General features: G+C 67.0%; 17 protein-coding genes and 1 pseudogene. 8 read left to right on the top strand and 10 right to left on the bottom strand.

Annotated features, from left to right (window positions below; translation table 11 throughout):
* Positions 1-93 precede the first annotated feature (93 nt).
* Positions 94-627, bottom strand: a complete 534-nt coding sequence (locus tag ACYVOK_RS32615; protein ID WP_460666444.1) for a hypothetical protein — start codon at positions 625-627, stop codon at positions 94-96.
* A gap of 275 nt (positions 628-902) precedes the next feature.
* On the opposite strand from ACYVOK_RS32615, the gene ACYVOK_RS32610 reads away from it, so the two are divergent.
* Positions 903-1,283 carry a hypothetical protein gene (locus ACYVOK_RS32610; protein ID WP_460666443.1) on the top strand — a complete coding sequence of 127 codons (381 nt, stop codon included), beginning with the start codon at positions 903-905 and terminating at the stop codon, positions 1,281-1,283.
* A 73-nt stretch (positions 1,284-1,356) separates the two neighbouring features.
* Here the strand turns inward: ACYVOK_RS32610 and ACYVOK_RS32605 are convergent, their stop codons facing one another.
* A complete protein-coding gene (locus tag ACYVOK_RS32605; RefSeq protein WP_460666442.1) occupies positions 1,357-1,614 on the bottom strand; it encodes a hypothetical protein in 258 nt (85 codons plus the stop codon).
* Between the two features lie 179 nt (positions 1,615-1,793).
* On the opposite strand from ACYVOK_RS32605, the pseudogene ACYVOK_RS32600 reads away from it, so the two are divergent.
* Positions 1,794-2,545 (top strand): annotated as a pseudogene (locus ACYVOK_RS32600) (SOS response-associated peptidase).
* On the opposite strand, the gene ACYVOK_RS32595 reads toward ACYVOK_RS32600, so the two are convergent.
* Positions 2,517-2,765, bottom strand: coding sequence for a hypothetical protein (locus ACYVOK_RS32595; RefSeq protein WP_460666441.1), 249 nt, complete (start codon positions 2,763-2,765; stop codon positions 2,517-2,519). The pseudogene ACYVOK_RS32600 and the gene ACYVOK_RS32595 sit on opposite strands and share 29 nt — an antisense overlap.
* Before the next feature lie 428 nt (positions 2,766-3,193).
* Between ACYVOK_RS32595 and ACYVOK_RS32590 the strand changes: the two genes are divergently transcribed.
* Positions 3,194-4,123 carry a M48 family metalloprotease gene (locus ACYVOK_RS32590; RefSeq protein ID WP_460666440.1) on the top strand — a complete coding sequence of 310 codons (930 nt, stop codon included), beginning with the start codon at positions 3,194-3,196 and terminating at the stop codon, positions 4,121-4,123.
* Between the two features lie 258 nt (positions 4,124-4,381).
* Here ACYVOK_RS32590 and ACYVOK_RS32585 read toward each other — a convergent pair whose 3' ends face one another.
* The 3 genes from ACYVOK_RS32585 to ACYVOK_RS32575 form a co-directional block, all read right to left on the bottom strand.
* A complete protein-coding gene (locus tag ACYVOK_RS32585; RefSeq protein ID WP_460666439.1) occupies positions 4,382-4,642 on the bottom strand; it encodes a hypothetical protein in 261 nt (86 codons plus the stop codon).
* A gap of 722 nt (positions 4,643-5,364) precedes the next feature.
* Positions 5,365-6,318 carry a phosphotransferase enzyme family protein gene (locus tag ACYVOK_RS32580; RefSeq protein ID WP_460666438.1) on the bottom strand — a complete coding sequence of 318 codons (954 nt, stop codon included), beginning with the start codon at positions 6,316-6,318 and terminating at the stop codon, positions 5,365-5,367.
* Positions 6,319-7,061: 743 nt separating this feature from the next.
* Positions 7,062-7,925, bottom strand: a complete 864-nt coding sequence (locus ACYVOK_RS32575) for a hypothetical protein (protein ID WP_460666437.1) — start codon at positions 7,923-7,925, stop codon at positions 7,062-7,064.
* Positions 7,926-8,410: 485 nt separating this feature from the next.
* On the opposite strand from ACYVOK_RS32575, the gene ACYVOK_RS32570 reads away from it, so the two are divergent.
* A complete protein-coding gene (locus ACYVOK_RS32570; RefSeq protein WP_460666436.1) occupies positions 8,411-9,187 on the top strand; it encodes a hypothetical protein in 777 nt (258 codons plus the stop codon).
* Here ACYVOK_RS32570 and ACYVOK_RS32565 read toward each other — a convergent pair.
* Positions 9,177-9,404: a phosphoenolpyruvate hydrolase family protein gene (locus tag ACYVOK_RS32565; RefSeq protein ID WP_460666435.1), complete on the bottom strand. Its 228-nt coding sequence runs from the start codon at positions 9,402-9,404 to the stop codon at positions 9,177-9,179. The two genes, ACYVOK_RS32570 and ACYVOK_RS32565, sit on opposite strands and share 11 nt — an antisense overlap.
* Positions 9,405-10,771: 1,367 nt before the next feature.
* Here ACYVOK_RS32565 and ACYVOK_RS32560 point away from each other — a divergent pair.
* The gene (locus ACYVOK_RS32560; RefSeq protein WP_460666434.1) at positions 10,772-11,113 is read left to right on the top strand and encodes a YciI family protein; all 342 of its coding nucleotides are present in this window, start codon (positions 10,772-10,774) and stop codon (positions 11,111-11,113) included.
* 35 nt (positions 11,114-11,148) lie between these two features.
* Here ACYVOK_RS32560 and ACYVOK_RS32555 read toward each other — a convergent pair whose 3' ends face one another.
* Together ACYVOK_RS32555 and ACYVOK_RS32550 are read right to left on the bottom strand one after the other, a co-directional pair.
* Positions 11,149-11,532: a DUF2255 family protein gene (locus ACYVOK_RS32555; RefSeq protein WP_460666433.1), complete on the bottom strand. Its 384-nt coding sequence runs from the start codon at positions 11,530-11,532 to the stop codon at positions 11,149-11,151.
* Positions 11,533-11,598: 66 nt separating this feature from the next.
* Complete coding sequence (locus tag ACYVOK_RS32550) at positions 11,599-12,543, bottom strand: alpha/beta hydrolase (protein ID WP_460666432.1); 945 nt, start codon at positions 12,541-12,543, stop codon at positions 11,599-11,601.
* 103 nt (positions 12,544-12,646) lie between these two features.
* Between ACYVOK_RS32550 and ACYVOK_RS32545 the strand changes: the two genes are divergently transcribed.
* The gene (locus ACYVOK_RS32545) at positions 12,647-13,513 is read left to right on the top strand and encodes a helix-turn-helix domain-containing protein (RefSeq protein ID WP_460666431.1); all 867 of its coding nucleotides are present in this window, start codon (positions 12,647-12,649) and stop codon (positions 13,511-13,513) included.
* Between the two features lie 226 nt (positions 13,514-13,739).
* A complete protein-coding gene (locus tag ACYVOK_RS32540; protein WP_460666430.1) occupies positions 13,740-14,342 on the top strand; it encodes an AAA family ATPase in 603 nt (200 codons plus the stop codon).
* 47 nt (positions 14,343-14,389) lie between these two features.
* Here ACYVOK_RS32540 and ACYVOK_RS32535 read toward each other — a convergent pair whose 3' ends face one another.
* Positions 14,390-14,869 carry a hypothetical protein gene (locus ACYVOK_RS32535; RefSeq protein ID WP_460666429.1) on the bottom strand — a complete coding sequence of 160 codons (480 nt, stop codon included), beginning with the start codon at positions 14,867-14,869 and terminating at the stop codon, positions 14,390-14,392.
* Positions 14,870-15,140: 271 nt separating this feature from the next.
* On the opposite strand from ACYVOK_RS32535, the gene ACYVOK_RS32530 reads away from it, so the two are divergent.
* Positions 15,141-17,252 carry a galactose oxidase-like domain-containing protein gene (locus tag ACYVOK_RS32530; RefSeq protein ID WP_460666428.1) on the top strand — a complete coding sequence of 704 codons (2,112 nt, stop codon included), beginning with the start codon at positions 15,141-15,143 and terminating at the stop codon, positions 17,250-17,252.
* The last annotated feature ends 37 nt before the right edge of the window (positions 17,253-17,289 follow it).

The raw sequence follows: 17,289 nt of genomic DNA, 5'->3' as shown, positions 1-17,289 counted from the left end.
GGCGTCACGGTGCGACCGTCCCACCGGCAGGCCGGTTGAACGCACTCACATCGGCATGGGCGCGTGGATCGCGGCAGAGGTGCGCGGTTGGTGTCAGACGAACGCCCGCGGAAGCTCGAACGATGCGTGGCAGCGTGGGCAGGCGGAACCGCCGAAGAGATAGGGCAGCTTCGAGGCGATGGCCGTTCGGTCGTTGGTCCGAGCGAGAGCGAGCAGTCGGCCCTCAACCGTCGGTGCAGAAGGCTCGAGTGGCGTGACCGCCGTCGGTGCTAGTGAGGCGTCCGCGAAACTGGCCACGCGGGGCTTCGGGCTGTCGAGGTCCAACAGCAGGTCTTCACCGCGCGACGGGCACTCCAGCGATGCCTCGCCGTTCGCGAGGCAATCCAGGTTTCGCTGCCATACGCCTCCGTCCTCGAAGGCCATGAGTGCTTGCAGTCCGTACACAAACTCGGTGTCGTCCGTCGCATGCTGCAGGTTCCGGGTGGCGACGGTGCGCAGGTCGGCCACCTCATCCTCATAGCGCTGGCGAACCACAGCGGTGTCCTCTGGCCCATCATTCGAGGCGACAATTGCGGCAGCCAGATGTAAGGCGGCCACGTACCCACTCCGGTCGTGCTGCGCGCTCATCTGCGCCAGCGTGGGGAGCGCGGCGTAACTCGCGCTGTAGACCGAGCCCTGGTGGCACAGACGCCCCCATAGATCGTCCAAGGTCCGCCGACTTCCGTACCCGCTGTCGCGGCCGTCGCAAGGAGGGGGGCACATGGCCGGCGGGTCCATACGCGTCTCGCAGTGATGCCCACTCCGTCCTGCGAGGATCCAATCAGAACTGGGCGCAATCGGCATGGGCGCGCGGAACGCGGCAGATGCGTGCGCGTCGACATCCACCGTGGCACTCTTTGCCCGTGTCCTTCGACGTCTACTTCCAGCGGTTCCGAGACGGTGACGCGGAGCCCGGTGGCGGTCAACGAATGCGTCAGATGCTCGATCCTTTCATCGTGCGCGAGGAGCCCGGGCATTCCTTCCTACTCGTGGAGTATGGCGACGGGTCGGCGGACGTCTACCTCGACGGCACCCACATGATGGCCAACCACATGACCGGACAGCAGCCGTGGGAGCTCCTCGTTGAAGGAGCGCGGGCGGCCGGGTGGGTGATCATGCCCGTTTACTGTCCGACATGCCTCACCGACGAAGCTCAGCGCATCCACTTGCCGGAAGGCCTCAATGAGGACGTGGAATTGGTCGCCACCGGAGAGGAGCTACTCCGGGTGATCCGATCGCGCTGACTTGGTCTGCCCGTTCAGCGCTCTGATCGCGGCATAGTCGGGCGGTCGTAGTCGTCCTCAGGGCCGCCGCGCCCTAGCCTCCACTCAGCCGGGGGTCGAGCGCCTTCTCGAAAGCACGGGCGAATACCGGAATTGAGGTCTGGCCGCCGTCGTCGGGCGGCGCCTGCTCCAGCTCTTCCGCCAGGGTCTGCAAGAGCGTCTCCGCTGTTAAAGCACTCCAGACCTGAGGTTGGTCGTAGGCCGAATCACGCAAGTCCCACAGAGCGTTGACGAGCTGTTGCTTCGTCTCCGCCGCACCAAGCCTTTGGAGTCCGAGCGTCAGAGCGTCCACGGGTCGATCGTAGGGGATGGGCCACGCCCAGGTAGGTCGCCGAACCGCCCTTCAGTAATGTCCTCAAATCGGCATGTGCGGACGAGCGCCGGTGGCCCTCAGCCTTAGGGCCGGTCGTAGCCGCCATAGCTATGTGCTGAACCGCCTTCGCGCAGGCGATTGTGGCAGCCTGACGGTATGTGCGGACGATATGCATCGACGCGGACCCGGTCGGACTGTTGGAGGCGTTCAAAATCGAGCAAGCTCTGGCCGACGAGGAGAAACCGCCCGACTACAACGTCGCACCGACCAAGACGCCGGCTGTGGTCTTGGTGCGCCCTCCGCGCGACGACAAGGACGCTGAGCCGGTCAGGCAGCTGCCCAACCTGATCTGGGGGCTCGTGCCCTCGTGGTCGAAGGAGGCCAAGCTCGGGCGGATGATCAATGCCCGCGCCGAGACGGTCCACGAAAACCGTCGTTCCGGCGGGCGTTCAAATCGCGTCGCCTCCTGGTGCCGATCTCCGGGTTCTACGAATGGTTCCCCACCCAGCAGCTCGGCCGGTCGGGCATGCCGTTGAAGCAGCCTTTCTACCTGCACCCGAAGGACGACGCGGTGCTGGCCTTGGCCGGCCTGTACGAGTTCTGGCTGGACAAGTCCAAGGCCGAGGACGATCCGGACCGCTGGCTGACGACGTTCACGATCATCACCACCACCGCGACCGACGACGTCGGCCACATCGATGATCGGATGCCCATGACCGTCGCTCCGGAGAACTGGGACGCCTGGCTCGATCCCAGGAACGACGACACCGACCGGGTCCGGTCGCTGATGGCGCCGCCAACACCTGGCAGCTTGGACATCTATGCGATCTCGACAGCCGTCACCAATGTGAAGAACAACGGACCAGACCTGCTCAAGCCCATCATGGCTGGGACAGACCCCGAGCACTAGGCGGCCGCATCGCGGCGCCGTCGACGACGCGTGGCATGCCGAGGTCGACAACACCGCTGGTGCTGCTGGTTGCTCGGATGCGTTCGGCGGCGGCTTGCTTCTCGCGCAGCAGCCTCAGCGTGAGGTCGATGCCCTCGATCTCACCAAGCCAGCCCTCGGCGGAAGCCCGGCCTCGGCGTTCCTGGAGATCGGTTTCGAGCTCGGTCAGGCGCGGCAGCATCGCTGGGTTGATCCGGAGCATCGGGCAGCGAATGCAGGCGTGCTCGTGCTGGCGCGTCGAGGCGTGAGCCCCCGCTGGCAGGCAGGCCCGGGACTGGCGACATCTCCGGTTCACCCACTCCACAGTGACGTCTACGGTTGCCACAGGCAACCTGTTCGCTGAGTCACCGTACCGATGTGACGCCTCGTGCGGGATCCATCACGTCAGGACCGCCGGCTGGCTTGCAACAAGTTGCAAGACGCTGGATTCCCGCCTCGGTGTCTGCCTACCTCCGGAGCATGACCGGTGCTGACAGCAACGAAGAGGGGAACCGACCTGACGCGCACTCGCAGCGCGGGCATCATGGCGGCCAGGTTCAGTCTCGAGTCGGTGGACCGTCGGGTCTGCTCACTCCATCGTCGCCGGAGCCCTCCCACCCAGGGATTTTCGTGTCACCAGCGCAGGCGGCGGGGCCTACGCTGCTGCGGCAGCGGTTGAAGGCCGCTGCGCTGATCGAGCTGGGGCTGGCGCTGCCGTGGCTGTGGTGGTCCTGGCTCGCAGTGCAGTTCCTGGGCTTCCCCAGCCGCGCCCTGTACGTGGTCGCCTTGCTGGCGTGGCTCGCCGTGACGGCCGCGATCTTCCACCCGAAGGCCGGGAAACTGCTGGCACGGCGGGTGTGTGGCGACTGCGTCCACCATCGGCGCTGGAAGCACAGCGGCTCGGGCCGGCATGGTTCGCGGGTCTGCGCCGCGGCGCGCGTGGACCCGAACCGCTACCGCGTGTGGATCCACGAAGGTCCGCAAGCCACCGCGCCGGTCGCGGCAGGCTCGACCGTGGCGGTGACCAGCTGGGCGACCTACACGCTGCCGCCGCGCCACCTCGAGGCGGTCCTGGCGCACGAACTGTTCCATGCCCTGGCGCTGCCGCGGATCGTGTCGCTGCTGCTGTACGGGGCATCGATGCCGGCACGGCTCATGGCCAAGGCGATCCGGGTCGGCCTCAAACAGCCCGTGCTATCGATCGTCATCAAACTCGCGATCGCGTTCTGCCTGACCGGCGTCATCGGCGTGTGCTGGTTCCAAGGCTTCGACTACTGGGTCGCCATGGTGCTGTCGCCGCTGGTCGGCCCGTTCTTCGTCTGGTGGGCCGCCCGGGTGACCGAGAAGCTCGCCGACCGCGCCACCGTCGACCTCGGGTACGGCGGGTTCCTGGCCGAGGTGTTCACCGGGCGGGAGTACGAGCGCGCCCGGTCCTGGCAGGCCGCGCCACGCCAAGGGCTGAAGGCCACCCAGCCGCTCGATACGACCCGGCTGCGCAACCTGGAACGGTACCTGCAAACCGCCCCGCAGTCCGGTCATCAGCCGCGCACCGGCGGTTGATCCGGCGGCAGCGGGCTATGGCGGCGAGGTGTCATCGAGCGGTCTGGGACGGCGATCACAACACGACCTCCGACGAACGACGCGAATCGCTGGCCCGCCACCTGGGTACCAGTGGACCGCAGACAGCCTCGCTGGGTGATCGAGTCACGGTTCAGCCAGCAGCCACAGTTCTCACCGGTGAGGGCCTCGGTGGTTAGCGGGTTGATCTGCCGGATGGTTTGGTCCTAGGCAAGTTCGAATGCCAGCCCACTCCCACCTTCACGTCGGTGTAGACCGGGTTTTGTCCGTTGCACAGAGCGCCATGAGCAGCCCAATCGGCCCCAGCACGAAGTACTGCGGGTGATAGATGCCTTTCCTGCGCGCCACTCGCTCAGCCCACCGGGCGGCGCGCAGAAGGAAGGTGATCAGCAGTAGCAGAGCTATCAGCCGCAGGACCAGGCTTGGCGCGCCGTGCAGGGCGCCGGCCACCCAGCCGGTACCCAGCGACGCGGCGAACGTCAGTCCAAGCTCGAGCCACATTGCCCCGAGCTGCGGCGAAGCGGAGCTATCCGGTGTATTCATTCGGTGCGGCCCGTCTAGTTTTGAGGTCTTGGTCAGGCCAGTGTGGGGGGTCTAGCGTCCACCGCGCCCGCATCTGTTGCTCGGACTTGAACCGGTACTGCCAGCGACCGTTCTGGCAGCCGGTCGCCCCAGCGCTTGGTCCGGTCTTGATGGTAGACATCCTCGATATGAAGGCAGCCACGAGGTGGTCCCTCATACCGCTTTGATGTGTTTCGGCATCCTGCTGCAGGTCGACGGCTTCCAACCGGTGTAGGAGTCGAACCACCTCGTGTACTTGTGCCAGCGCTTGGTCTTCCGGTTGCGCCGCCGCCGTGGTCAGCAGCCTCGCGGAGCGATACGTCCAAGCGGTTCACCGGATCGGTCGGATAGGTGTAGCGAGTCCAAGCGCGCCCGGTCCTGGCAGGCGGCCCCGCGTCTGGGCTGAAGGCGCACCGCCGCTCGATTCGGCCCGGCTGTTCACGTTGGAACGTCTACTGGCCGCAGCCACGAAGCACACACATCCGCCGCGCTAGACCGAAGAAATCCGCAGACTCCGCGACCAGCTGGCACGCGCCCACGGCGACCTCCGCGCCGCCACGACACGGACACCCCACCCCTAGCAGGCAGATGAATGTGATGCCTTCGGTGAACCCGTCGTAAGCGGAGCGAAACGGGCCGCCCTGCTTGCCCCAGCACTGCACTCACACGGCGTTTGCCCATCCGGCGGGGTCATCACCTGCGGGGATAGCTCTGATGCCGCGCCACAGCGCGACTACATGGAGCCACTGCTGCTCGAGGAGAGTGAGTGATCGCACTGATTCATACCCCTCGAGAAAGGTGTCTCGAACGCCTGCCGGTGTCGGTTGCCACTTTCTGAAGTAAGTGCCGAGCAAGACGAATGCGTTCGCGATGTCGCTGATGCAGTAGTCCCAGGCAACCTCGTCGAAGTCGATGACGGCAAGGATCTCCGAGCCGGACGTGAGGATGTTGGAGGCCCGGTAGTCGTTGTGGATCAGCTGCGGCTCGGTGTCGATCTGCGGCAGCGACGCCATCTGGGCGCGCAGTCTTGCTGACGCAGCCGGCGCCCTGCCTGCGTCCTCAAGCTCCAACCACGTCTCAATCCGCTGGCGCAAGTCCAAGGACTGGCCGGGTTCGGGCTCGATCAGTCGGCTGTCTACGTGCATGCCCAAGGCGCCGTGCAAGGAGGCCAGACAAGCGCCAGCCTGACGGACTGCAGTCTCGTCAGTGGTATCAAGCAGGTCGCCATCTATCTGCGGTTGCACCGTCATCGACAGAGCCATCGAACCGGAATTGATGATCACTCGACGCTGAGCGTTGACCGACGTCAGCGGCGGCGCAACAAGCACCCCCTGCTTGTGAAGCCCCTGGAGCAAATCTGCGATTGCGGTGAACCTGACGAACTGGTCCTGGGCTCGAGACCACTTCGCCACCAATGCTCCCTGATTGGTGCGGACCCAGGCGATGGCGTTGTCACCGCTGATGATGATCCGGTCGCATGCCTCCACGTCGATTGCCCAAGCCAGGGCGAGACCTTTGGTGAGCCACCCGACCGCTTCCTCAAAGCTGTCGAGGCCGAACCGTTCCTGCAGGGCACTCTGAGGCTCGGTGGATTCCCAGAGCATCGACAGTCCCATAGGAAACATCCTGCGGAGTTTAGGACAAGAAGGGGCCGCGCCCCCGGATGTCTGCTGAGGATCGCTGCCGACTCAGGCCCGCCAGCCCGCGTGACGACCCTCGCCGCGGCGGAGGAGCTACCGACAGCAGTGCGCCGGCGGAGCCAAAGCCGGCCCGGTGACCACACCCACGTCGCGGACACTGTCGCCGACGCAACCTCCCAGGACGCGCCTGGAAGGTGAGGCGAGACCTTAAGGGAAACCCATGTTCTAGTCAGGTGCAGTTCGGTGCTGCCATGCGCTAACTCTTGGCGGGTTCGGTGTCAGCTCAGTTCCGCGATGCGGCCAAGCGCAGATGTGGAGCAGGGAGCGTCGGAGCCGCTGCTTTCAGTAATGGGGGTGGGTACCGCGTGCGTCGGCGGCTCCGTGTACCCCATAGCCGGGTCGCCAGGCTCCGGCGCTGGAGACCCCCTTTTAGCGTCGGAGCCGCCTATCTGTGCCGCGTGGATTCGTCCGGTCGGCGGGTTCAGTCCGCACTCGAGTCGGGCTCATCGGTGTTCCCGTCACGACACTGTCCGAGAGGTGGCCACACCACGATCAGCACACGTTTCACGGTGAGCCGCGGGTCTCGGTGGGGGCAGAACCGATGGACTGGCAACGAGCGCATATTCGAAGTGTGCGCTATTCGCCGGCTACGCCTTGAGCGAAGGCTGCGGGGCCCGTCCTCACCGAGATCACCGACCGCTGACCCACCGGACCGCCACTCAAGCCCAGCCGGGTGCTCCTACCCTCCTGCTGTCGGTTGGGCTGCTGGATTTCAGGCGGGGGGTGATTGTCGGGTTGAGGAGGAGTAGGCCTTTGGGGAGGGTGTCGGCCCAGGCGGCCAGTTCGGGGGTGACTCGGACGGGTTCGGCTGTGGCGAACGGTTGGCCTTGGGGGTCGGAGTTGCCGGTGCCGAAGACCTCCAAGCGCCACTCCTGGAAATGGGCATGGAGGACGTCGCGGACCTCGTCCAGTTGGGCCCGGGTGAAGCGGCTTCGGACTACGCAGAGCTGATTCGGGAGGCTCGGGGACAGCCCGCGGGTGACCGCTTCGACGTCGGTGGCGGCTACGACGAGGACTTCCTGGTCTTCCGAGGGACGGAAGATCGCCCGATGGACCATCGCCCCGGACGATTCCAGGTCGCGGATGTCCAGGTCGAGATCCGAGACCGCGCTGTGTGGCCAGCCCTCGTACCAGACCACATTCTGTGGCCAGCCCCCGGGAGGTGGCGGGCATGGTGGGTGGGTCCTGTCCGCACGTGGCCGTGGAGGAGGACCTTCCGGAGTCTGTGTCTCGACCTCGATGCTCTCGTCACCGAGCCGTACCTGCTCACCGGGGGCGGGGGCATGCCACCTCCCGACCACCGTGATGTGGTCCGGGACCTGATTCGGGCCGAACTCGGAGGGGACGGCCGCTGCGTCGGCACCGATCAGGCGGATCGACAGATCCGACTTCCAGCCGGGCGGTTTGATCGTCAGATCGAGGACGCGTTGCAGGTCGAGCCAGTCGCCGTCCGGGCCGGAGACGAAACGGCCGGAGGTGCGGACTCTGTCGCCCGGCTGGAAAACCAAGTCTCTGGCCGCCATGCATCCATCATGACGAGAAATCACTGAGAAGTTGATCATGTGCCTCAGTCACGCCTCGGATGCCTAGCTGTGACCCGTGAAATCGGATGTCGTTTGTCCGTCAGTTCAGGAGCAGCCGTTGGACCGACGAGGATGGCGGAGCGTCGGACATACTGTCGCGTGCGCTCGTCTCATGAGTTGCGGTCACAGGCTGCCGGGTACGGCGCCGGCCCTACCCACCTGCACAACAGCCACAACCTTCGCGCGCACCCTTACCACCTACCTCACCTGAGGAACCTCGCTGCTTGAGGGGCCGAGAAGGGAAGCGGATACTCGGCCCCATGGTGGGGAAGGTGTGGTTGGGGGTGGTGCTGGTGCTCGCTCTCGGAGGGTGTGGGTCCGAGGCAGCGCCGGGCTCTGCGCCTAGTAGTACGTCGGCCCCTCGGCCGGCGTGGAAGACACCGGGCGGTGATCTGGTGCCGCAAGCTCAGCCCACACAAGCGTTTGTGGAGCGCGCGGGAGTGGTGGCGCGGGTCGTGCGGGCGGCGGGGATTCCGGCGCCGGTGACCGGGGTCTTCTTGTACTCGACGCGGACGCCGGGGCTCGGGTTCGACACCTGGCAGCAGAAGAACTCGTGGTCGTCCGGGCGGGTTGCCTTCGCGGACGGGGTCCAGTTCGCGGAAGGTGGTACGACGCGGATCGATTTCGCGGATGGGTCGAATGAGACGATGCAGGTGCTCGAAGCTCAGCAAGCTCTGACCGAGGCGATCGGGCCGCCGAACGACATCTGCGAGAGGATGCCGAGCTGCGAAACGCTCACGATCACCGGCGGCTCGTTGACGACGACCGACGTGGAGACCAGCCATGGCCGGGCGACCGTGCCGGCTTGGTCCTTCACGGTGCAAGGCCTGTCGAGACCTGTTGTCGCCGTCGCAGCCCCCGCGGGCGTGCTCAAGTCGCTGCAGTGGCCCGACCCGCTACCCGGTCTCGCCCGGCTCGAGCAGGGTCTGCTCCGCGTCGGCGTTCTCGACTGGGTCGACGGCAAGACCCTCAGTTTCGAGTTCAGCCACGGACTCTATGAGACCGACCTCCGGGCCCACGTCGTCGAGTACGACGATCTGGTGGTCATCGGCGGCAGTCACGGTCCATTGCTCCCGGGCGGTGCGGACGTCGGGAAGACATCGACCGCGGTCGTCACCCTCGGCAAGCCGCTCGGCGACCGGGCCGTCATCGCCGCGGACACCGGCGTACGTCTCACGCCGTACCCGTACCTCAGAAAGTGATGGAGGTGAAGGCTCGGGTTTGGTCGGTGAAGGGCTCGTTCGACGGGGAGGCGTCCAGGGAGGAGGCGCCGTAGAAGCCGTGGATGCCGGTGGTTTTGCGGAGGACGCACTCGGCGTCGGCGGGTTCGGCGACCGGGCCGCCGTAGACCAGGGTGCGATGTCGGCTGCACGGCTTAGACCAATGACTCTGGGTTCGTGTGTCGCGGCCGATCGTCATGAGGATGACGGGGGCAGCCTGGACGAGCTTCGGCAGCTAAGACTCAAGCGCGGGTGAGCTTGTACGCCTCGAATATCCGCTCCTGGCCTGTGCATGAGACGACGTCGATTACGGCTGTGTCTTCGAAGCCGCCACCGACGCCTATCTCGTCGCCTGGCCGGCAGGCCAGCTGTCCAGTTGCATCAATCAGGGCGGGTGAGCCGTCACGGAGTGCGACACTCCAGCCTGGAGGCCAGGCCACGTCGATGTCGACGGCTGTCGGTGCCGGCAGCAGTGCCCATTGGGGTACGGACTACCAGGCAGTTTGTTGAAGTGTCGATCTCGAGGGTTCCGATCAACTGAGCCTGTAACGCCACAGTAGGGGCATCACGTTGAACAGTCAGGCCAGGCATCGGAGCATCGTGGCTCTGCTTCTCGCCGCGATTCATCAGGCCTCTCCAGGCGGTTGTATTAGATGCATCAATGTTGCCGTGAACCCGTCTGCCCAGGTCAGAGGCCGGGGGCGGTCAAACCCGGGATCTCGTTGCACCTCCCTGACCAGCGCGATTGGCCGATCCGGACCAGCGAGCAATGTTGCATCAAGTGCAATTCATCCTGTTCATGCTCAGGAACATTCGCTCCTTCGCACTTCCCGCACCGCCACCGCCGCGCCACAACACCAGCATTGCCTCCACATCCGAGCCGTCGTGACGCGACTTGGACCAGGCGGGCGGTGTTTCTGGCGTCGTCGCTGGGAGTGACCTGCCGCGGGGGCGGGCAGTGCAGATTGCGGTCGTCGGCGAGGCATCCCGCTGCGCTCCCAAGGGCGCATCCGCCTGCGTGCGGAGGTTTCGGCTCCGGGTACATTGTCGGTGCCGGCACGCAGTTAGTGGTGGGGGACGTTCTGAGCAGTAGCGCGACCACCGGTTGCCCTGCGTCGTGCCCCGGTGAGACGTCACCGGGGCACGGTCTCGCTCGGTCCCGTCGCGTACTGGAATCGCCCCGCAAACGCGCAGGTCAGCCCTGGGTTCTGAAAGGCTCATATTCCGGTTGCACCAGGGCGCGATGGTCCCCACGGTTTCCACCGATTTCACACTACGTACGGCGGCACGGCTGGAACCTGCCCAGCGCCGATTGACTCGGGTCGTACGGCAGACCAAGCTGCGGCGAAGGTGTGCTGCGAAGTTGGCTGGGGCAGGTCGAGCTCGGAGCTGGCGGCGCGAGGTGGAGGGTCCGGAGGTCTGTCGAGGCCGCGAGTGCTGAGGGCAGCTGGCGGGGAGGGGTCCAGTAAGAATTTTGTTTGGGCCGGCTGTCGGATTTGGGGTGGGGCGTTCGTGGGAGGGGTGAGAGGCGGCCGGTGGGTGGCCGTCGGGACTAGGAGGGGTGAGATGGCGCAGTTCATGATTTCGTTCAGGAACGGGGCTATGGACATCTCCGAGGAGGACCTGCCGGACGTGGCCAAGGCTGCGTATGGGGTGGTTCAGGAGGCCAGGGATGCGGGGGTGTTCGTGTTCGCCGGCGGGCTGGCCGAGGATGCGGAGTACGACGTGGTGGCGACCGACGGGACCATCACCGACGGGCCGTACCCGGAGAGCAAGGAGTTCCTCGGCGGCCTGATGGTGGTGGATGTACCCAATCGGGAGGCGGCTCTGGAGTGGGCGGCCAAGATCGCGGTCGCCTGTCGTTGTGCGCAAGAGGTCCGCGAGTTCCTGCCTGAACCGGAGGTCTGACGGCGGCCCAGCCGAGAGCGCGAAGGCGAGTCTCGTCAGGCAGGGTCGATGCGGAGGGTGGCCTGGCGCATGCGGTTGCCGGTGGCGCTGGTAGCGAGGCTGCCGTACTTGCGGATGTAGGCGGCGTCGATCTGGTCGGCGAGGTGTGGGTCCGTGGAGGCGGGTACGGCGGAGAACGCGACGTTCCAGGTGGTTGGGACGAGGCGGATCCACCCGGTGCCTCGGCTCTGCGTGGCCTGGTACCAGGGCAAGGCTGTTCCCCGGTAGGCGCGGACGAAAACGCTGCCGTTCACGACGACGAGTCCGATCTCGACAGAGGCGTTCGAACTGCCCTCGGTGTGTGCGTGCAGATGGACGGAGTACGCCGTGTCGAGGAGGCGGAGCTCGTCGGGCGTCCAGGTTCGGGTTGACGAAGGCATGTGGACCTCCTGACGGGTCGTGTTCGCGGGCCAGGTGTCATCCCGGCCCGCGAACGTGGGTGGTGGTCACGCGGCGATCGACGACGTACGGCTGAGCGCGCTGTCGAAGAACTGGGTGAGTTTCGCGACGGCGGGCGTGACGTATTCGTCCTTGTCGTACAGGTCGACGTGGCTCGCGCCTTCGATCCAGAACAGCTCCTTCGGCTCGGCGGCGCGCTCGATCGCTTCGACGCTGAAGTAGTCGCTCACCGCCTCGGTGCCGGCGATCATGAGCAGCGGCCGGGGCGCGATGAGATCAACGAACCGGAAGCCGTCGAACTGCGCGAGCAGGTCGATGCTGCGCAGCGCGAACCAGTTCTCGGTCCGCGGGTGATAGCCGCGGTCGGTGCGGTAGTACTCCCAGCCGTCGAAGATGTGCCTGGTGAGGCTCTTCTTCACCTCGCCTCTCTCCGGCCGCGTCTCGGGGTGGATCGGCATCCGGCGCACCGGCTCGCCCCGAGCTTCCGCCGTACGGGCTGCCGCGGCCTGGTCGAGCAGGTCCTGCAGAACTTCCGGTGCCTGGGAGTGGGCGAGGCCGTCACGGAACCAGCTGCCTTCCTCGGCGGCGCTGACCGTGGCGACCGCCTTGATGCGGTGGTCGGTCGCCGCGGCCGGGACGATGTAACCGCCGGCTGCGCAGATGCCGAGTCCGCCGATGCGATCAGCGTCGACTTCGGGGAGGCCGCTGAGGAAGGTGACGGCGTTCTTCAGGTCCTCGATCCGGCGGGCGGGGTTCTCGAGGAACCGCGGCTCGCCCTCGCTCTCGCCCCAGTGCGCGGAGTCGAAGGCCAGCGTCACGAACCCGTTCCGGGCGAGCCGTTCGGCGTACAGGCCGGCGGTCTGTTCCTTGACGCCGGTCATCGGGTGGCCGACGACGATCGCGGGGCGGGGACTGCTCTGTCCAGAGTCCGGGGTGTAGAGGTGGCCGCTGAGAGTGAGGCCATCGCTGGGGAAGGAAACAGTGGTTTTCATGCATCCAGCGTTCGTCGCAGCCTGGGGCTCGGACCAGGACAGATTCGTGCCAGGGAACGATCCTGCCCCCGCACACCCGCCGCGTTTCGATCACACTGTGAGCATGGCCAGGGATCGAACCGCCTCCGCCGAACTCGCGGCGTTCCTCAAGGCGCGCCGTGCCCAGCTGACCCCGCGCCAGGTCGGCCTGCCCGAGACGGGCTCGCCCCGCCGGGTGCCGGGACTGCGACGGGAGGAGGTCGCCCAGCTCGCGTCGGTCAGCGTCGACTACTACACCCGTATCGAGCAGGGCCGGATCCCGCCGTCGCCCTCGATCCTGCCGGTGCTCGCCGACGCGTTGCGGCTGAGCGACGAGGAACGCGACTATCTCTACCGCGTCGCCGGCGTCATCTCGCCGCGTCCGCGCCGCCGCGCCGTACAGAAGGTGCGACCAGCCATGCGGCGCCTGCTGGACCAGCTCACCGAGTCCCCCGCGCTCGTCCTCGGACGGCGGATGGACGTACTCGCGTGGAATGCCGCGGCGGCGGCCCTGTTCACGGACTTCGCGCAGTACCCCACGCGGCACCGCAACTACGTGTATCTGCTGTTCGCCGATGCCGCGATGCGCGATCTGCATGAGCAGTGGGACGATGCGGCGCGCACCGCGGTCGCTGCCCTGCGCATGGAGGCGGCCGCGGACCCGGGCGCGCCGGAGCTCGCAGGTCTCGTCGGAGAGCTGTCCGTCCAGTTCCCCGAGTTCCGCACCTGGTGGGCGGAGCACCACGTGTCCGCCGCCAGCTACGGCGTCAAGAACTACCGTCACCCTGTCGTCGGGCCGCTGACCCTCGACTGCGATCTGTGGGAAAGTCCCGACGGCGGCGGCCAGCGTTTGATGCTGCTCACCGCCGAGGAAGGCAGTCGCTCCCACGAGGCCCTGCGCATCCTCACCTCGTGGACCGCCGAGCACAAAGTCGACTCCCGGGACGGATAAGGCCCGCGCTGCCACCGGCCGGATCAGGCATCCGGCGATCCGCGTCGGCCTCGTCGAACCCTGACACCGACCGCGAACCCATGCGGTAGTTGTTGCCAGTTGCGTACGGGCTGTGGTCTCTCAGGGTTTTCCTATCGACTTCTCAGCGTGCTTTGTGGGCCGAGCGGGAACGCCGTCCGTCTAAGTGGATGTTGAACACCACAAGGACGAGAGGACGGTAGCTGCTGTGGCAGGTTTGGGGATCGCCGAGGCACCGGGGACCCGCCTGGTGCGCGGCAGAGACGAGTTGCGGTACCCCAAGGACTCGGTGGTGGTGCTGGCCGGGATCCCGGGCGCCGGTAAGAGCACGTTGCTGCGCCGGCTGTTCCCAGTGGGCGCTGACCACCGTGGTGTGAAGGTGTTCGACTCAGAACGGCTGCGTGCTCGCTGGACACCCGTACTGGGTGCTGTGCCGTATTCGTGGTGGCGGCCGTTGCTGCACCTCACGTACTACGTGAAGGTGCTCAGCGCGATGCGTACGGGCCCGATGGTCGTTCACGACTGCGCCACGCGTCCCTGGGTACGGCGGCTGATCGGGTGGCGGGCGCGTCGTTCGGGTCTGGCGGTGCACCTGATCCTTCTCGACGTACCAGGCGACGTGGCCCGTTCCGGGCAGTACGCCCGCGGTCGCGTCGTCCGTACCGGCAGCATGGCCACCCACTGCCGGCGCTGGCCGCGCCTCATGGCGCTGGCAGCCGAGGATCCGGGCGCCCTCATCCCGGGCGCGATCTCCGCCACCATCCTCACCCGCGGTCAGGCAGACCGCCTGACCACCATCACGTTCGACTAGCGGTCAGTGCAGCCTGGCCGCAGTGCGTGCGGCCAGGCTGTACGGCGTCAGTTCCGGCTCTCGTCGGCGTCAAGCGGGCAGGTGTTCTCGGTGCGCTCGCCGGTGAAGTCGACGTCCGGGTGCGCGGCACTGAGCAGTGCGGCGACGTTGTTGGCCGCCTCGCCGCCGTAGAACTGCGGGCTGTCCAGGACTTGCTGCAGCGTCGGGTTCGCGACGCCGCCCTTCCTGGTGCCGTTGACGTCCGGGTCGAAGAGCGCGTTGTACGACTGCGTCATGTCGACGCCGGTCTCGGCCACCGCGCCTGGGTTGTTCTTCCAGAACCCCGGTGTGCAGAACTCGCCCCCGGGCGGCTGGGTCGTCGGCGGCGGCGTGGTCGTCGGCGGCGTGTAGGTGGATGTGGTGGTCGTCGTACTCGTCGTACTCGAAGTCGCGCCGGCTTGGGTAACGAACCCGAGGCCGAGGACACCTCCAGCGGCGACAGCCGAGACTGCGGCGACGACAGCGAGCACCCCACGATTGCGGCCCATCTCAGGCCCCCCTTTGTGAAAACGCGCCGGAATTGGCGCTCCCCTGCCCGTCCCCCACAGACGGACATTTCGACGGTACGACTCCGGTTTCCGCTTGACCAGGGGTCATCGACCTTCCCGTTTCACCGGTACGGCGGGTGATCGCCGGCCATCGCGCGGTAGCGATCGCAGATCGTGACTGCACAGGGCATTGACGGGATCCCCTGCGGACGCAGACTCTGAGCCCAGCGATCTCCGCCATGATCGCGTCTGCTGCAGGGGGGAACCTGTCATGCGCACTCGTGTCTCGCATGCCCGGGTGGCGATCGCTGCCCTCGTTCCGCTGGTCGTGGGGGTCGCCGCGACCGCACCGGCCAGCGCACAGGATCCGCCGCCGACGGCGGCCGCGCACGATCACCGGGGTCACGACCACGATCATGCGGCCGAGGATCTCGTCGGGGTGCCGATGAACGAGATCGAACGGGCCGCGAAGGCCCGTGCGGACGAGGTCACCCGGCAGACCGGTCAGCGCCCCGGCCGCCGGTCGCCGAAGGAGCAGGCGAAGGCCGACGCGATCGCCGCGGCGGCGGATCCGGCCGTGTCCGGGACGTGGGGCGGTGTGATCGACACTCCCGTCGTACCGGTGTTCACTGCCACGCTGCCGAACGGCAAGGTCCTGATGTGGGACTCCATCGGCGAGGGACCGACCGAGTCGTACAGCGACCAGTCGTTCACCCGGGCCGCGGTGTGGGACCCGGTGACGAACACCAGCAGGCGCGTCGACGTCCAGGGCTACAACATCTTCTGCGCCGGCTACGCCCAGCTCTCCGACGGCACCGTCCTTGTTGCCGGCGGCAACCGTGATGCGTCGCTCAACGGTCTGCGGAAGACGCATCTGTTCGACTGGCGGACCGAGACCTGGCGTCGCGGCCCGGACATGGCCGCCGAACGCTGGTACCCGTCGGTGACCGCGCTGCCGAACCAGGAGGCCCTGATCCAGGGCGGCGGCCCGGAGAACGCCGAAGTGCACCAGACGAACCAGTGGATCCGGCTGCTGACCGGGTTCACCACACCGTCCAGCCGGCTGTACCCGCTGCTCACCGTCCGACCGGACGGCAACGTCGACCTGGTCGGGACCAGCGCCGTCATGCGAACGCTGCAGACGAGCGCGGCCGGCGCGCAGGTCGGCACCTCCGTCCGGGACCTGATCAACCGCGACTACGCCAGTTTCGCGACGATCCGGGTCGGCAAGACGCTGGTCGCCGGCGGCGGCATCATCGCCGAGGACGGCAAGGTCGGCGTACCGACGCGCACCGCCGTGATCGTGGACTCGAACGGCCCGACGGTGGCCCAGTCGACCGGCTCGATGGCCACCGGACGACGCCAGCACAACCTGACCGTCCTGGCCGACGGCGACGCCCTGGCCACCGGCGGCATGAACGCGGTGATGACCGACGGCACGGTCAACCTGGCCGCTCCCGTGTACGCCGCCGAGCTCTACGACACCGAGACGGGCACCTGGCGCAATCTGGCCGCCGCGAACCGGATCCGGCAGTACCACTCCACCGCACTCCTGCTGCCCGACGGTCGCGTGATGACCGGTGGCGGCGGCATCTGCGGCGAGTGCCAGCGGGTCGGGTACCTCGAGAAGAACATCGAGTACTTCACCCCGCCGTACCTTTACGGACCCGATGGGCAGCTTGCCCCTCGTCCGGCGATCACGGCGGCCCCGGCCACCGCGTCGTACGGAAGTGTCTTCTCGGTGACGTCGCCCCAGGCCGGGTCGATCGCCAAGGTCGGACTCGTCGGCCTGGGTGCGCCGACCCACGGCGACGACCAGGGCCAGCGCTACGTGCCGCTCTCGTTCAGCGCCTCGGGTACGACGCTGTCGATCGACTCCCCGGCGAACGTCAACCTGGCGCCACCCGGCTACTACATGCTGTTCGTTGTCGACAGCAACGGGGTGCCCTCGGTGGCACACATGGTGCAGCTGACCGCGACGGCCCCGCCGGCGCCGGCGCCGATCCGGCTCACGATCAGCGGCCCGGGCGACCGGTGCCTGGACATCGACCACAGCTCGATCGTTCCGGGGACCAAGATCCAGCTGTGGGACTGCAACGGTACGCCGGCGCAGCGCTGGACCCGTCCGTCCGACGGCACGTTGCGCGCGCTCGGCGTGTGTGCCGACGTACCGGGCGGCAACCTCAAGGTGGGCGCTCCGCTGCGGACCGACCTCTGCAACAGCGTCGACCCGGCCCAGAAGTGGACGATCGGCTCGGACGGCCGGATCAGGTCCACCACCAAACCCAGGCTCTGTTTCTCGGCTCCCGGCAGGACCAACGGCGAGCAGGTCACCCTCGCGAACTGCAACACGAACTCGCCGACCCAGCTGTTCCGGTACTAGACGAGGACTGTCGGTGGCTGGTGATTGACTCGGACTC

Source organism: Kribbella swartbergensis (assembly GCF_054784135.1).
The sequence above is the reverse complement of the archived record's forward strand: the minus strand, read 5'-3'. Positions and strand labels throughout refer to the sequence as shown.

Excerpts from the sequence above, each read along its gene's own strand:
- ACYVOK_RS32615 (WP_460666444.1), bottom strand. The coding sequence starts at position 627 with ATGAGCGCGCAGCACGACCGGAGTGGGTACGTGGCCGCCTTACATCTG.
- ACYVOK_RS32595 (WP_460666441.1), bottom strand. The coding sequence starts at position 2,765 with ATGCTGCCGCGCCTGACCGAGCTCGAAACCGATCTCCAGGAACGCCGA.
- ACYVOK_RS32585 (WP_460666439.1), bottom strand. The coding sequence starts at position 4,642 with ATGTGGCTCGAGCTTGGACTGACGTTCGCCGCGTCGCTGGGTACCGGC.
- ACYVOK_RS32580 (WP_460666438.1), bottom strand. The coding sequence starts at position 6,318 with ATGGGACTGTCGATGCTCTGGGAATCCACCGAGCCTCAGAGTGCCCTG.
- ACYVOK_RS32575 (WP_460666437.1), bottom strand. The coding sequence starts at position 7,925 with ATGGCGGCCAGAGACTTGGTTTTCCAGCCGGGCGACAGAGTCCGCACC.
- ACYVOK_RS32565 (WP_460666435.1), bottom strand. The coding sequence starts at position 9,404 with ATGACGATCGGCCGCGACACACGAACCCAGAGTCATTGGTCTAAGCCG.
- ACYVOK_RS32560 (WP_460666434.1), top strand. The coding sequence starts at position 10,772 with ATGGCGCAGTTCATGATTTCGTTCAGGAACGGGGCTATGGACATCTCC.
- ACYVOK_RS32555 (WP_460666433.1), bottom strand. The coding sequence starts at position 11,532 with ATGCCTTCGTCAACCCGAACCTGGACGCCCGACGAGCTCCGCCTCCTC.
- ACYVOK_RS32550 (WP_460666432.1), bottom strand. The coding sequence starts at position 12,543 with ATGAAAACCACTGTTTCCTTCCCCAGCGATGGCCTCACTCTCAGCGGC.
- ACYVOK_RS32545 (WP_460666431.1), top strand. The coding sequence starts at position 12,647 with ATGGCCAGGGATCGAACCGCCTCCGCCGAACTCGCGGCGTTCCTCAAG.
- ACYVOK_RS32535 (WP_460666429.1), bottom strand. The coding sequence starts at position 14,869 with ATGGGCCGCAATCGTGGGGTGCTCGCTGTCGTCGCCGCAGTCTCGGCT.
- ACYVOK_RS32530 (WP_460666428.1), top strand. The coding sequence starts at position 15,141 with ATGCGCACTCGTGTCTCGCATGCCCGGGTGGCGATCGCTGCCCTCGTT.